Source organism: Streptomyces sp. PKA51, assembly GCF_057552455.1.
This window is the reverse complement of record NZ_BAAJPZ010000022.1, coordinates 34,338-48,315: the sequence shown is the minus strand read 5'-3', so window position 1 is coordinate 48,315 and position 13,978 is coordinate 34,338. Positions and strand designations below refer to the sequence as shown.

At 69.7% G+C, this 13,978-nt stretch carries 13 protein-coding genes and 1 riboswitch; of the genes, 10 read left to right on the top strand and 3 right to left on the bottom strand.

Features of this window, described 5'->3' with window-relative positions:
* Positions 1–39 precede the first annotated feature (39 nt).
* Positions 40–258, bottom strand: coding sequence for a hypothetical protein (locus AC27L3_RS25185; RefSeq protein ID WP_487236330.1), 219 nt, complete (start codon positions 256–258; stop codon positions 40–42).
* Positions 259–429: 171 nt separating this feature from the next.
* Here AC27L3_RS25185 and AC27L3_RS25180 point away from each other — a divergent pair, with 171 nt between their 5' ends.
* Positions 430–1,404, top strand: coding sequence for a carbohydrate kinase family protein (locus tag AC27L3_RS25180; protein ID WP_487236329.1), 975 nt, complete (start codon positions 430–432; stop codon positions 1,402–1,404).
* Positions 1,405–1,602: 198 nt separating this feature from the next.
* Here AC27L3_RS25180 and AC27L3_RS25175 read toward each other — a convergent pair whose 3' ends face one another.
* Positions 1,603–2,988 (bottom strand): aminotransferase class V-fold PLP-dependent enzyme, encoded by a 1,386-nt coding sequence (locus AC27L3_RS25175; protein WP_487236328.1) that lies wholly within the window; start codon positions 2,986–2,988, stop codon positions 1,603–1,605.
* A gap of 267 nt (positions 2,989–3,255) precedes the next feature.
* Here AC27L3_RS25175 and ctaC point away from each other — a divergent pair, with 267 nt between their 5' ends.
* The 4 genes from ctaC (at position 3,256) to AC27L3_RS25155 (ending at position 7,783) form a co-directional block, all read left to right on the top strand.
* On the top strand, positions 3,256–4,227 hold the full coding sequence (gene ctaC / locus AC27L3_RS25170; protein ID WP_344439395.1) for an aa3-type cytochrome oxidase subunit II: 972 nt from the start codon (positions 3,256–3,258) through the stop codon (positions 4,225–4,227).
* Positions 4,224–5,951, top strand: a complete 1,728-nt coding sequence (gene ctaD, locus AC27L3_RS25165; RefSeq protein WP_344439393.1) for an aa3-type cytochrome oxidase subunit I — start codon at positions 4,224–4,226, stop codon at positions 5,949–5,951. Before ctaC ends, ctaD begins: the two co-directional genes overlap by 4 nt.
* Entirely contained in the window at positions 5,948–6,346 is a 399-nt protein-coding gene (locus AC27L3_RS25160) for a cytochrome c oxidase subunit 4 (protein ID WP_344439391.1), read from the top strand. The genes ctaD and AC27L3_RS25160 overlap by 4 nt, the downstream gene beginning before the upstream one ends.
* Before the next feature lie 177 nt (positions 6,347–6,523).
* The gene (locus AC27L3_RS25155; protein WP_487236327.1) at positions 6,524–7,783 is read left to right on the top strand and encodes a L,D-transpeptidase; all 1,260 of its coding nucleotides are present in this window, start codon (positions 6,524–6,526) and stop codon (positions 7,781–7,783) included.
* A 12-nt stretch (positions 7,784–7,795) separates the two neighbouring features.
* Here AC27L3_RS25155 and AC27L3_RS25150 read toward each other — a convergent pair whose 3' ends face one another.
* Positions 7,796–8,197 carry a hypothetical protein gene (locus tag AC27L3_RS25150; protein ID WP_487236326.1) on the bottom strand — a complete coding sequence of 134 codons (402 nt, stop codon included), beginning with the start codon at positions 8,195–8,197 and terminating at the stop codon, positions 7,796–7,798.
* Positions 8,198–8,354: 157 nt separating this feature from the next.
* Between AC27L3_RS25150 and ctaE the strand changes: the two genes are divergently transcribed.
* The 5 genes from ctaE to trpD all read left to right on the top strand — a co-directional run bounded on the left by ctaE (position 8,355) and on the right by trpD (position 13,750).
* Positions 8,355–8,975, top strand: a complete 621-nt coding sequence (ctaE, locus tag AC27L3_RS25145) for an aa3-type cytochrome oxidase subunit III (RefSeq protein WP_344439385.1) — start codon at positions 8,355–8,357, stop codon at positions 8,973–8,975.
* Between the two features lie 68 nt (positions 8,976–9,043).
* Positions 9,044–9,853 (top strand): cytochrome bc1 complex diheme cytochrome c subunit, encoded by an 810-nt coding sequence (gene qcrC, locus AC27L3_RS25140; protein ID WP_487236325.1) that lies wholly within the window; start codon positions 9,044–9,046, stop codon positions 9,851–9,853.
* Positions 9,850–10,902 carry a cytochrome bc1 complex Rieske iron-sulfur subunit gene (gene qcrA / locus AC27L3_RS25135; protein ID WP_344439382.1) on the top strand — a complete coding sequence of 351 codons (1,053 nt, stop codon included), beginning with the start codon at positions 9,850–9,852 and terminating at the stop codon, positions 10,900–10,902. Before qcrC ends, qcrA begins: the two co-directional genes overlap by 4 nt.
* A complete protein-coding gene (qcrB, locus tag AC27L3_RS25130) occupies positions 10,899–12,530 on the top strand; it encodes a cytochrome bc1 complex cytochrome b subunit (protein ID WP_487236324.1) in 1,632 nt (543 codons plus the stop codon). Before qcrA ends, qcrB begins: the two co-directional genes overlap by 4 nt.
* 155 nt (positions 12,531–12,685) lie before the next feature.
* On the top strand, positions 12,686–13,750 hold the full coding sequence (gene trpD, locus AC27L3_RS25125) for an anthranilate phosphoribosyltransferase (protein WP_487236323.1): 1,065 nt from the start codon (positions 12,686–12,688) through the stop codon (positions 13,748–13,750).
* 78 nt (positions 13,751–13,828) lie between these two features.
* A riboswitch (SAM riboswitch) is annotated at positions 13,829–13,944 on the top strand.
* The last annotated feature ends 34 nt before the right edge of the window (positions 13,945–13,978 follow it).

Sequence of the window (13,978 nt, the reverse complement as noted above, 5' to 3'; positions counted from 1 at the left end):
GCAGGAGCCGCCGGTTCCACCCGGTGCGGGACCGCGTCGTCAGTCGCCGTACTCCGCCATCGCGTCCAGCAGCCGGGCCGAGCGCGCGGGTACCGAGATCCCGTGGATGAGCGACAGCGGCGTCCGCTCGGCGGCACCCCGCCCCCCGGGGTCCCGGGGGGCGCCCCACTCCGGGGCCATCCGGGCGCAGCAGCGGCACAGCTCGGCCAGCGAACCCGGCTCCCGGGGTGGTGTGACGTCCTTCACAGTCTTCGGCATACCCGCACCGTACGCACGCGACGGCGTGCCGTGAAAGACCTACTATTAGGTAGATTTATGCACGGAGCGGCGAGAACCGGACCCGGTCGTCTTCCCACGAACCGGTAACGTGGGATGGCTCGTCATGCTCAGCCATGTCCCCGTCCCACGCCCTCAGGGAGCAGACCCTCCGTGCGTATCGCTGTCACCGGCTCCATCGCCACCGACCACCTGATGACCTTCCCCGGCCGCTTCGCCGACCAGCTCGTGGCGGACCAGCTGCACACCGTCTCCCTCTCCTTCCTCGTCGACGAACTCGACGTGCGCCGCGGCGGCGTCGGTCCCAACATCTGCTTCGGCATGGGCCTGCTGGGCCTGCGGCCCGTCCTCGTCGGCGCCGCCGGCAACGACTTCGCCGACTACCGCGCTTGGCTCGACCGGCATGGCGTCGACACCGCCTCCGTGCACATCTCCGAGGTCCTGCACACCGCGCGGTTCGTCTGCACCACGGACACCGACCACAACCAGATCGCGTCCTTCTACACCGGCGCCATGAGCGAGGCCCGCCAGATCGAGCTGCAGCCGGTGGCCGACCGCGTCGGCGGCCTGGACCTCGTCCTCATCGGCGCCGACGACCCCGAGGCGATGCTGCGCCACACCGAGGAGTGCCGCACCCGGGGCATCCCCTTCGCCGCCGACCCCTCCCAGCAGCTCGCCCGCATGGACGGCGACGACATCCGGGTGCTGGTCGACGGGGCGAAGTACCTGTTCAACAACGAGTACGAGAAGGCGCTCATCGAGTCCAAGACGGGCTGGACGGGCGAGGAGATCCTCGAGCGCGTCGGCACCCGCATCACCACCCTCGGCTCGCGCGGCGTGCGCATCGAGCGGCGCGGCGAGCCGGTCGTCGAGGTCGGCGTCCCGCAGGAGGAGGCCAAGGTCGACCCGACCGGCGTGGGCGACGCCTTCCGCGCGGGCTTCCTGGCCGGCCTGACGTGGGAGCTGCCGCTGGAGCGCTCGGCCCAGCTGGGCTGCATGCTGGCGACGCTCGTCATCGAGACCCTGGGCACCCAGGAGTACGAGCTGCGGCGCGGCCACTTCATGGAGCGCTTCACCAAGGCGTACGGCGAGGACGCCGCCACCGAGGTGCGCAAGCACCTGGCGTGAGCCCTGGGGCTCCGCCCCCACCCGGCGCCCCGAAGGGGCGCGGGGCAGGGCCGATCTGCGGCTGCCGCCGCGTGGGCGCGATCGGCCACCGACGGCCCGCAGCGGACGCGCCGTCCGACCTGCGGGCGCGTCGTGGCCTGGCGCGCCACGCGGCGGCAGCCGCACATCGGCCCTGCCCCGCGCCCCTACGGGGTGCCGTCAGGCGCGGCGGCGCACCGTGTAGGCCACGCCGCGCTCGGCGGCGCGCTCGCCGACGTACTCCTGCCCGCGCATCTCGCACCACGCCGGGATGTCGAGGCGCGCCGCCTCGTCGTCGGAGAGCACCGTCACCAGCCCCCCGACCGGCACGTCGCCGATCACCTTCGCCAGCTCGATCACCGGAATCGGGCACCGCTTGCCGAGCGAGTCGACGACCAGCTCCTCGCCGGCGGGGGAGACGGCCGCCGATGCCCCCGTCGGCGCCCCCAACTGCTCCCGCACCCCGGCCACGATGCCCGGCAGCGCGGTGAGGAAGGCGTCGACCTCCGCCGCCGTCGTGCCGCGCGGCAGCGACACCCGTACGTTGCCCTCCGACAGCACCCCCATCGCCCGCAGCACATGGCTCGGCTCCAGCGTGCTGGAGGTGCAGGAGGAGCCGGAGGAGACGGAGAAGCCCGCGCGGTCCAGGGCGTGCAGCAGCGTCTCGCCGTCGACGTACAGGCAGGAGAACGTGACCAGGTGCGGCAGCCGGTGCACCGGGTCGCCGACCACCTCCACGTCGGGGACGAGCTGCGCGACCCGCTCGCGGACGTGGTCGACCAGGACGCGCAGCCGGGCGTCCTCCGCGGCGGCCTCCGCGCGCACGGCGCGCAGCGAGGCGGCGGCCGCGACGACGGCGGGGATGTCGGGGTAGCCGGGGGCGCGTCCGTTCTCCCGCTCGTCGGCCGGGCCCGGCAGGGCGAAGCGGGTTCCCTTGCGCACGGCCAGCAGGCCGACCCCGGGCGGGCCGCCCCACTTGTGGGCGCTGGCGGTCAGCAGCGACCAGCCCTCCTCGACCGGGCCCCAGCCGAGCGACTGGGCCGCGTCGACCAGCAGTGGTACGCCCGCCTCCCGGCAGGCCCGGGCCGCCTCGGCCACCGGCTGGCGGGTGCCGACCTCGTGGTTGGCGGACTGCAGGGCGGCGAGGGCGGTGTCGGGGCGCAGGGCGGCGACCCACTCGTCCGTACGGACGCGCCCGTGACGGTCGACGGGGACCTCGGTCACGGTGCCGCCGGCCGCTTCGAGTGCGGCGCCGGAGTGCAGCACGGCGGAGTGTTCGACGGCGGAGACGACCAGATGGCGGCCGACCCGGCGGCGTCCGGCGAGGGCGCCGGCGATGCCGTCGTGCAGGGCGCGCGTACCCGATGGGGTGAAAACCAGTTCGTCCGGTCGACAGCCCACGGCTTCCGCGGCCGTCTCGCGGGCGGCGTCCAGCAGCAGCCGGGCGCGCCGGCCCTCCCGGTACAGGCGGGTGGGGTCGGCCCAGCCCTCGTCGAGGGCGGCCAGCAGCGCCTGGCGGGCGACCGGGTGCAGGGGGGCGGAGGAGGCGGCGTCGAAGTAGGGCACGAGGGGAACGCTAACCCCATCGCCGGCGGAGTCGGAGCCTGCCCGGCCGGGCGTCTGACGGAGTGCCGGAAGGGCTCCGGAGCTGCAGATTCCACCCCTTCGGGGACCGGACCGGCGCGTTGGGCACCCTCCCCGCGCGGCCCCAGATAGCGTCCAGTAGGGTTTGGTCCGCATAAACATCCAAACCCCTGCCCGCAGCGGGCCGGCGACCGACCAGCGAGACGGCCGCAGCCGGCCGCACGGGCGAGACTCTCGGGAAGGCGCTACGTGAGTCCCAACGGCTCCGACCGCTCGTCGCGGCGCCCGGTGCGGCGGAAGCTGCTGCAGGCGCTGGCCGCGGGCGCTGTCCTGGCGACCGCCACCGGTTGCACATCGAAGGACTTCCCCCGCCTCGGCATGCCAACGCCCGTCACGGAAGAGGCGCCGCGGATCCTCTCCCTCTGGCAGGGCTCCTGGGCCGCCGCTCTGGCGATCGGTGTCCTGGTGTGGGGCCTGATCATCTGGAGCGTCATCTTCCACCGGCGCAGCAGGTCGAAGGTGGAGATTCCCAAGCAGACCCGGTACAACATGCCCATCGAGGCGCTGTACACCGTGGTCCCGATCATCATCGTGTCGGTGCTCTTCTACTTCACCGCGCGCGATGAGAACAAGCTCCTGACGAACCCTGACAAGCCGCAGCACGTCATCAACGTGGTGGGCTTCCAGTGGAGCTGGGCGTTCAACTACATGGAGAACGTCGACGGCAACACGGCCACCCCGGCCAAGCCGCTCCGCGAGAACAAGGAGCTCGACGCGATCCCGGACCGGTTCCTGAGCAAGGCACCGCAGGGCGCGGAGGGCGTCTACGAGGTCGGCATCCCCGGCGACCGCAACCCGCAGACGGGCAACCCGGGCCCGACCCTGTGGCTCCCCAAGGGTGAGACCGTCCAGTTCGTCCTCACCTCGCGCGACGTCATCCACTCCTTCTGGGTGGTGCCGTTCCTGATGAAGCAGGACGTCATCCCGGGCCACACCAACAGCTTCACGGTGACCCCCAACAAGGAGGGCACCTTCCTGGGCAAGTGCGCCGAGCTCTGCGGCCAGGACCACTCCCGGATGCTCTTCAACGTCAAGGTCGTCTCCCCCGAGCGGTACCGGGCGCACCTGAAGGAGCTGGCGGCAAAGGGTCAGACCGGCTACCAGCCGGCGGGCATCGCGCAGACGGATCACGCGAAGAACGCGGAGACCAAGAACAAGTGAGCATCCTCAACGAACCCCAGGGTGCCGCCGCCGCAACAGCCACGGCAGCACCACCCGTACGCCAGAAGCAGCCGGGCAATCAGGTGATCAAGTGGCTCACCACCACTGACCACAAGACCATCGGCACGCTCTACCTGGTCACGTCGTTCGCGTTCTTCTGCATCGGCGGCCTCATGGCGCTCCTCATGCGCGCCGAGCTGGCCCGTCCCGGCACGCAGATCATGTCGAACGAGCAGTTCAACCAGGCGTTCACGATGCACGGCACGATCATGCTGCTGATGTTCGCGACGCCGCTGTTCGCCGGTTTCGCGAACTGGATCATGCCGCTGCAGATCGGCGCGCCCGACGTGGCGTTCCCGCGGCTGAACATGTTCGCCTACTGGCTCTACCTGTTCGGCTCGCTGATCGCGGTGGCCGGCTTCCTCACCCCGCAGGGTGCGGCCGACTTCGGATGGTTCGCCTACTCCCCGCTGTCGGACGCGGTCCGCTCGCCGGGCGTCGGCGCCGACATGTGGATCATGGGTCTGGCCTTCTCCGGCTTCGGCACGATCCTCGGTTCGGTCAACTTCATCACCACGATCATCTGCATGCGCGCGCCGGGCATGACGATGTTCCGCATGCCGATCTTCACCTGGAACGTGCTGCTGACCGGTGTGCTGGTCCTGCTGGCCTTCCCGGTGCTCGCGGCCGCGCTGTTCGCCCTGGAGGCGGACCGCAAGTTCGGGGCCCACGTCTTCGACGCCGCCAACGGCGGTGCCCTGTTGTGGCAGCACCTCTTCTGGTTCTTCGGCCATCCCGAGGTGTACATCATCGCCCTGCCGTTCTTCGGCATCATTTCCGAGGTCATCCCGGTCTTCTCCCGCAAGCCGATGTTCGGTTACTGGGGTCTGATCGCGGCGACGATCTCGATCGCGGGTCTGTCGGTGACCGTGTGGGCGCACCACATGTACGTCACCGGTGGTGTGCTGCTGCCGTTCTTCTCCTTCATGACCTTCCTGATCGCGGTCCCGACCGGTGTGAAGTTCTTCAACTGGATCGGCACCATGTGGAAGGGCTCGTTGTCCTTCGAGACCCCGATGCTGTGGGCCGTCGGCTTCCTGATCACCTTCACCTTCGGTGGTCTGACCGGCGTCATCCTGGCCTCGCCCCCGATGGACTTCCACGTCTCCGACTCGTACTTCGTCGTCGCGCACTTCCACTACGTCATCTTCGGCACCGTGGTCTTCGCGATGTTCTCCGGCTTCCACTTCTGGTGGCCGAAGTTCACGGGCAAGATGCTGGACGAGCGCCTGGGCAAGATCACCTTCTGGACGCTGTTCGTCGGCTTCCACGGCACCTTCCTCGTCCAGCACTGGCTGGGTGCCGAGGGCATGCCGCGCCGTTACGCCGACTACCTGGCCTCCGACGGCTTCACCACGCTGAACACCATCTCGACCATCAGCTCCTTCCTGCTGGGCCTGTCGATCCTGCCGTTCTTCTACAACGTCTGGAAGACCGCCAAGTACGGCAAGAAGGTCGAGGTCGACGACCCGTGGGGCTACGGCCGTTCGCTGGAGTGGGCGACCTCCTGCCCGCCGCCGCGGCACAACTTCCTCACCCTGCCGCGGATCCGCTCCGAATCCCCGGCGTTCGACCTGCACCACCCGGAGATCGCGGCCCTCGAGCTCGAAGAGAACCTCGCGGGCGAGAAGGCCCTCGCGGGCGGCAAGGAGGCCGGCAAGTGAAGATCCAGGGCCGGATGTTCCTGTGGCTGTCCCTCTTCATCCTCGCCATGGCGGTCGTCTACGGCGTGTGGTCGAAGGAGGTGGCCGGTACCACCGCGCTGTTCATGGCCTTCGGTCTGTGCGTCATGGTCGGCTACTACCTGGCGTTCACCGCACGCCGGGTGGACGCCGGTGCGCAGGACAACAAGGAGGCCGACGTTGCCGACGACGCCGGTGAGCTGGGCTTCTTCGCCCCGCACAGCTGGCAGCCGCTCTCCCTGGCCGTCGGTGGTGCCCTCGCCTTCATGAGCATCTGCTTCGGCTGGTGGCTCATGTACTTCTCGGCACCGATCATCCTGGTCGGCCTCTTCGGCTGGGTGTTCGAGTTCTACCGCGGCGAGAACCAGAACCAGTAAGGGCTCGCCCCGGCGAACCCCGGAGGGCCCCGCACACCGACACGGTGTGCGGGGCCCTTTCGCATGCGGTGGTCGTGTGCGGCGGTCGCAGGCGGCGGGTCGTATGCACCGGACGGGCGGCACCCGTTTGCAGGCGCAGCGAGCGCCGCGCGCGGCCGTTTTTCCTACGGTATGACCATGAATCACTCACCTCGCCGCCGTCCGGCGCGCGGCCGCACGGCAGTGGCCGGCGCCCTGCTGCTGGCCTGCGCGGTTCCGGGGCTCACCGGCTGCGGATCGGGCAACCCACTGGCCGACCGGCCGTACGACGCCTCGGACCAGGTGGGTGTCGCCGGCGCGGGGGAGACCCGGCAGGCCGACCCGGCCAAGCCGCTGGAGGTGGAGGCCACCGGCGGCGACCGCATCACCGACGTCACCGTCACCGACGCCGCCGGACGCTACGTCAAGGGCGAGCTCGCGCCCGACGGCTCGCGCTGGCACAGCACCGGCGCCCTGTCCGCCGGCGCCCACTACACCGTGCGCATCAGCACGGAGGACGAGGACGGCGCCCAGGGGCGCCGCACGATCGACTACGAGACCAGCCGGGCCAAGCGGGTGCTGCGCCTCGCCTTCGGCCCGCAGAGCGGCACCTACGGCGTCGGACAGCCCATCACCGCCGAGCTGAGCGAGCCGGTCTCCGACCCGGCCGCCCGGGCCGTGGTCGAGCGCACCCTGCGGGTGGAGTCCGACCCTCCGGTGGAGGGCGCCTGGCACTGGGTGGACAACCGCACCCTGCACTACCGCCCCCAGGAGTACTGGCCTGCGCACGCCACCATCGACGTCCGGGCCGCCCTGGAGGGCATCAAGGTCGGCGGCGGGCTGTACGGCGGGCCGGTGCAGGGCGTCCACCTGACCACAGGCGACCGGGTGGAGGCCGTCACGGACGCCAGCGCCCACTACATGACGGTGCTGAAGAACGGCCAGGAGATCCGCTCCATCCCGGTGACCACCGGCAAGCCCGGCTACGCCACCCGCAACGGCATCAAGGTCGTCCTCGGCCAGGAGTCCTTCGTGCGCATGCGCGGCACCAGCATCGGCATCTCCGAGGGCAGCTCCGACGCCTACGACCTGCCGGTCTACTGGGCCACCCGGGTCACCTGGAGCGGCGAGTACGTGCACGCCGCCCCCTGGTCCGAGGGCTCCCAGGGCTGGGACAACGTCAGCCACGGGTGCACCGGCATGAGCACCGCCAACGCCAAGTGGTTCTTCGACAACGTGCGCGTGGGCGACATCGTCAAGGTCGTCGGCAGCGCCGGGGCCACCATGACGCCCTTCGACAACGGCTTCGGCGACTGGAACATGTCCTGGAAGCAGTGGCGCGAGGGCAGCGCCCTGGTGGCCGGCAAGCGCGAGGGCACCGGTCCGGCCGACACCGCCCGGCTGCGGCCCCAGGTGTGACGGCGGGGCCCCTCAGGCCTCGACGGACAGCCGCTGGCGCAGCAGCTCCGCCAGCGCCTCGGCGAACGCCACCGGATCCACCGGATGGGTGACAACGGCCTCCGCCCTGCTCCAGGAGGCCAGCCAGGCATCCTGCGGCCGGCCGATCAGCAGCAGCACCGGCGGGCAGCGGAAGACCTCGTCCTTCAGCTGCCGGCACACCCCCATGCCGCCCGCAGGGGCCGTCTCGCCGTCCAGCACGCACACGTCCACCCGGCGTTCCTCCAGGGTCCGCAGCACCGCCGGCAACGTGGCGCACTCCAGGTACTCCACCTCGGGAAGACCGGTGGCCGGGCGCCTGCCGCCCGCCAGCCGCACCTGTTCGCGCGTGTGCGCGTCATCGCTGTACACCAGCACCGTTGCGGTCGGCTGCATCGTTCCTCCAGGTCGTGGGAGTGACGCTCATGAACGGACGGCTCAGCGCGGATGCTACTCCGCGCGGGGGCCGTGATGGGCCGTACGAGCAGCGCACAGCGTCTTGACACACCGAACGGCACCCCCCGGAGTGAGCGCGAGATAAGCGACCGACATAATGTCGGTCGTGGCGACAGCAACAGCAGTAGATACCGGGCACGCGCACCCCTCGGTCAACCGACCGAACCTCACCAGCGTCGGAACCATCATCTGGCTGAGTTCCGAGCTGATGTTCTTCGCGGCCCTCTTCGCGATGTACTTCACCCTGCGATCGGTGACGGGTGCCGACCACTGGAAGGAAATGGCCTCGGCCCTGAACCTTCCGTTCTCGGCGACCAACACGACGATCCTGGTGCTCTCCTCGCTCACCTGTCAGCTCGGCGTGTTCGCGGCCGAGCGCGGTGACGTCAAGAAGCTGCGCACCTGGTTCATCGTCACGTTCGTGATGGGTGCCATCTTCATCGGCGGTCAGGTGTACGAGTACACGAGCCTGGTCAAGGACGAGGGCCTGTCCCTGTCCTCCGACCCGTACGGCTCGGTGTTCTACCTGACGACCGGCTTCCACGGCCTGCACGTGACGGGCGGTCTCATCGCCTTCCTGCTGGTCCTGGGCAGGACGTACGCGGCCAAGAGGTTCACCCACCACCAGGCGACGGCGGCCATCGTCGTGTCCTACTACTGGCACTTCGTCGACGTGGTCTGGATCGGCCTCTTCGCCACGATCTACTTGATCAAGTAATCGGTCCCGTCCCGCACCGGACCATCAGTCCAGCATCGACGCAGAAGATCCTGACACCGGGGTAATCCGTGAAAAAGCTCTCCGCACGACGACGCCATCCGCTGGCGGCGGTCGTCGTCCTACTCTTCGCGCTGGCGGTAACCGGGGGGCTGTACGCCGCGTTCGCGCCGGCCGAGTCGGCCAAGGCCGATGACAGCGCCCAGTCCCTCGCCATCGAGGAGGGCAAGAAGCTCTACTCCGTGGGCTGCGCCAGCTGCCACGGCACCGGCGGTCAGGGCACCTCCGACGGGCCGAGCCTGATCGGCGTGGGCTCCGCCGCCGTGGACTTCCAGGTCGCCACCGGCCGCATGCCGCTGCAGCAGCAGGGCGCCCAGGCGCCCCGCAAGAAGGTGGTCTACTCGCAGGCCGAGATCGACCAGCTCGCCGCGTACATCGCCTCCCTCGGCGCGGGCCCGGTCGCTCCGACCAAGAGCCAGTACAGCCCCGACGGCGCCGACATCGCCAAGGGCGGGGAGCTCTTCCGTACGAACTGCGCCCAGTGCCACAACTTCACCGGCAAGGGCGGCGCGCTCTCGAACGGCAAGTACGCCCCGTCGCTCGAGGGCGTCAACCCGAAGCACATCTACGAGGCCATGCAGACCGGCCCGCAGAACATGCCTTCCTTCCCCGACACGACGATGTCCGAGAAGAACAAGAAGGACATCATCGCGTACCTCGACACGGTCAACAGCGACAAGACCAAGAACCCGGGCGGCCTCGAACTGGGCGGTCTCGGCCCGGTCAGCGAGGGTCTGTTCGCGTGGATCTTCGGTCTGGGCGCGTTGGTCGCCGTCGCCATCTGGGTCGCCGCCCACACCGCCAAGGCCAAGAAGTCATGAGTAGCCAAGACATTCCAGAAGAGACCCTGCCGAGCGCGCAGGGCGCGCACGAAGGTGCCGTAGCCACCGCCGGCGACCCGTTCGCCGACCCGGGGCTGCCGCCGCACGAGCCCCGTAAGCAGGACATCGACGAGCGGGCAGCCCAGCGCTCCGAGCGCGTGGTCGCCTTCCTGTTCCTGCTGTCGATGCTGGCCACGGTCGGCTTCATCGCCTCCTACGTGACCCTCCCGGTCGACAAGAGCATCTACGTCTTCCCGCTCGGGCACATCAGCGCGCTGAACTTCGCGCTGGGCCTGACCCTGGGCGTGGCGCTGTTCTGCATCGGCGCGGGCGCGGTCCACTGGGCCCGCACCCTGATGTCGGACGTCGAGTACGCCGACGACCGGCACCCGATCGAGGCCTCCCCGGAGGTCAAGGCCAAGGTGCTGGCCGACTTCAAGCAGGGCGCCGAGGAGTCCGGCTTCGGCCGCCGCAAGCTGCTGCGCAACACCATGTTCGGCGCGCTGGCCCTGGTGCCGCTCTCCGGCGTGGTGCTGCTGCGCGACCTCGGTCCGCTGCCCGGCACCAAGCTGCGCAAGACCGCCTGGTCCGCGGGCAAGATGCTCATCAACCAGAACACGATGCAGCCGCTGCGCCCCGAGGACATCCAGGTCGGCTCCCTGACCTTCGCCATGCCCGAGGGCATGAAGGAGGAGGACCACGACTTCCAGCAGGAGATCGCCAAGGCGGCCCTGATGATCGTTCGGCTGCGTCCGGAGAACATCAAGGACAAGCGCGAGCTCGACTGGTCGGCCGACGGCATCGTGGCCTTCTCCAAGATCTGCACGCACGTCGGCTGCCCGATCAGCCTCTACGAGCAGCAGACCCACCACGTGCTGTGCCCGTGCCACCAGTCCACCTTCGACCTGTCCGACGGCGGTCGCGTGATCTTCGGCCCGGCCGGCCACGCCCTTCCGCAGCTGCGGATCAAGGTCAATGACAAGGGCTACCTCGAGGCCATGGGCGACTTCGCCGAGCCCGTCGGTCCTGCCTTCTGGGAGCGCGGATGAGCACTGCAACCGCTACCGACAATCGCCGCAAGGCACCCGCGGGCGAGCGGGTCGCCGACTGGGCCGACGGCCGGCTGGGCATCTACAGCCTGGCCAAGGTCAACATGCGGAAGATCTTCCCGGACCACTGGTCCTTCATGCTGGGCGAAGTCTGCCTCTACAGCTTCGTCATCATCATCATGACGGGCGTCTACCTGACGCTCTTCTTCCACCCCAGCATGAACGAGGTCGTCTACCACGGCTCCTACGAGCCGCTGCAGGGCGTCCAGATGTCCGAGGCGTTCAAGTCGACCCTGGACATCAGCTTCGACGTGCGCGGTGGTCTGCTCATCCGGCAGATCCACCACTGGGCGGCGCTGATCTTCCTCGCCGGCATGTTCGTGCACATGATGCGCGTCTTCTTCACCGGTGCGTTCCGCAAGCCGCGTGAGGTCAACTGGCTGTTCGGCTTCCTGCTGTTCGTCCTCGGCATGTTCACCGGCTTCACCGGTTACTCGCTGCCGGACGACCTGCTGTCGGGCACCGGTGTCCGCTTCATGGAGGGCGCCATCCTGTCCGTGCCGGTCGTCGGCACGTACATCTCGATGTTCCTGTACGGCGGCGAGTTCCCCGGCTCGGACTTCGTGCCGCGGTTCTTCTCGATCCACGTCCTGCTGCTGCCGGGCATCATGCTCGGCCTGCTGGTGGCGCACCTGATCCTGGTCTTCTACCACAAGCACACGCAGTTCCCCGGTCCCGGCCGGAAGAACGAGAACGTGGTCGGCATGCCGCTGCTGCCGGTCTACATGGCCAAGGCCGGTGGCTTCTTCTTCCTGGTCTTCGGTGTGATCGCGGCCATCGCCGCCATCGCGACCATCAACCCGATCTGGGCGATGGGCCCCTACCGGCCGGACCAGGTCTCCACCGGCGCCCAGCCCGACTGGTACATGGGCTTCTCCGAGGGCCTCATCCGTGTGATGCCGGGCTGGGAGATCAACGTCTGGGGCCACACGTTCGTCCTGGGCGTGTTCATCCCGCTGGTGATCTTCCCGACGGTGCTGGCGGCCATCGCCGTCTACCCGTTCATCGAGTCCTGGGTCACCGGCGACAAGCGGGAGCACCACCTGCTGGACCGCCCGCGCAACGCCCCGACGCGCACCGCGTTCGGCGCCGCGTGGATCAGCTGGTACTTCGTGCTGCTGGTCGGTGGTGGCAACGACCTGTGGGCCACCCACTTCCACCTGTCGATCAACGCCATCACCTGGTTCGTCCGCGTCGGCTTCTTCGTGGTGCCGGTCCTGACGTTCATCGCCACCCGCCGCATCTGCCTCGGCCTGCAGCGTCGCGACAAGGACAAGGTGCTGCACGGTCGCGAGACCGGCATCATCAAGCGCCTGCCGCACGGTGAGTTCATCGAGGTCCACGAGCCGCTCTCGCAGGAGCAGCTGCACACCCTGACCTCGCACGAGCAGCCCAAGCCGCTCGAGCTGGAGCCGGCGGTGGACGAGAACGGTGTCGCCCGCAAGGTCGGTGCCGGCCAGAAGCTCCGCGTGAAGCTCTCCAAGGGCTTCTACGGCGAGGGGACCCAGATCCCCAAGCCCACCGCGGAGGAGTACCGGGAGATCACCAGCGGTCACGGCCACCACTGATCCCCGCAGCTGATCACTGACGACTGATCGCCACGGCAGGAGCCCCGTCCAGCGCTTGGACGGGGCTCTTCGCCGTCCGGGGCCGGTCGATAGGCTGGACGCCAGACGGGGCCATGCGGAGCGCCCCGCCCCAGACCACTCCAGGAGTGTGGACCATGAACGTTGCGACCCCATCTGGCGGCGAGCGCTCGGTGGCCCCGTCCTGGCCGGGCATCCTGGAGGCCCTGCTGCGCGGAGTGGACCTCAGTGCCGACGACACGGCCTGGGCCATGGACCGGATCATGCGCGGGGCGGCCAGCGACGCCCAGATCGCCGGCTTCGCCGTGGCCCTGCGGGCCAAGGGCGAGACCGTCGCCGAGATCTCCGGCCTGGTCCGCGCCATGTACCGGCACGCGAACCTCATCGAGGTGCCCGGGCCCAGCGTGGACATCGTGGGCACCGGCGGCGACGGGGCCAAGACCGTCAACATCTCCACGATGTCCTCGATCGTCGTGGCGGGTACCGGCACCAAGGTCGTCAAGCACGGCAACCGCGCCGCCTCCTCCGCCAGCGGTTCCTCCGACGTCCTGGAGAAGCTGGGCGTCAACCTGGAGCTGACGCCCCGGCGGGTGGTGGAGGTCGCCGAGGAGGCCGGCATCACCTTCTGCAACGCCGTCAAGTTCCACCCCTCCCTGCGGCACGTCGCCCCGGCCCGCCGCGAACTGGGCATCCGGACGACCTTCAACGCGCTGGGCCCGCTGACCAACCCCGCCCGGGTGCGCGCCCAGGCCACCGGCGTCGCCGACGCCCGTATCGCGCCGGTGCTCGCCGGGGTGCTGGCCGAGCGCGGCTCGACGGCCCTGGTCTTCCGCGGCGACGACGGGCTGGACGAGCTGACCACCACCGCCACCTCGCGGGTGTGGGTCGTGCGCGACGGCCGGGTGCGCGAGGAGGCGTTCGACCCCCGCGAGGTGGGCCTCGACATCGTGCCGGTGGAGGCGCTGCGCGGCGCCGACGCCTCGTACAACGCCGACGTCGCCCGCCGCCTGCTCGCCGGCGAGACCGGCCCCGTACGGGAGGCGGTGCTGCTCAACTCCGCGGCGGCGCTGGTGGCCCTGGCGCCCACCGACGCGCCGTTGCCCGAGCAGATCCGTGCCGCCATGGCGCGGGCGGCCGAGTCCATCGACTCCGGTGCCGCCCTGCGCACGCTGGAGAAGTGGGTGGCGGCCAGCAACGCCTGACCCCTTTCCGGCCGGTGGTGTCTCGCCCCGTGGAACGACGGTTCCGCGGGGCGATCACGTATGCCATACTCCTGGCCAGGTCACGAGTGACAGCGTTTCGGCCCCGGCCTGCTGTCCGGCAACCCTCCTTCCGTGGCGGGGTGCCCCGGGTGATGACCGGGCCGCAGGCAGGACGTCTGCGGCAAGCGCGGATCCCTCGCCAGGGATCCTGGTCGTCGAGGGAGATCC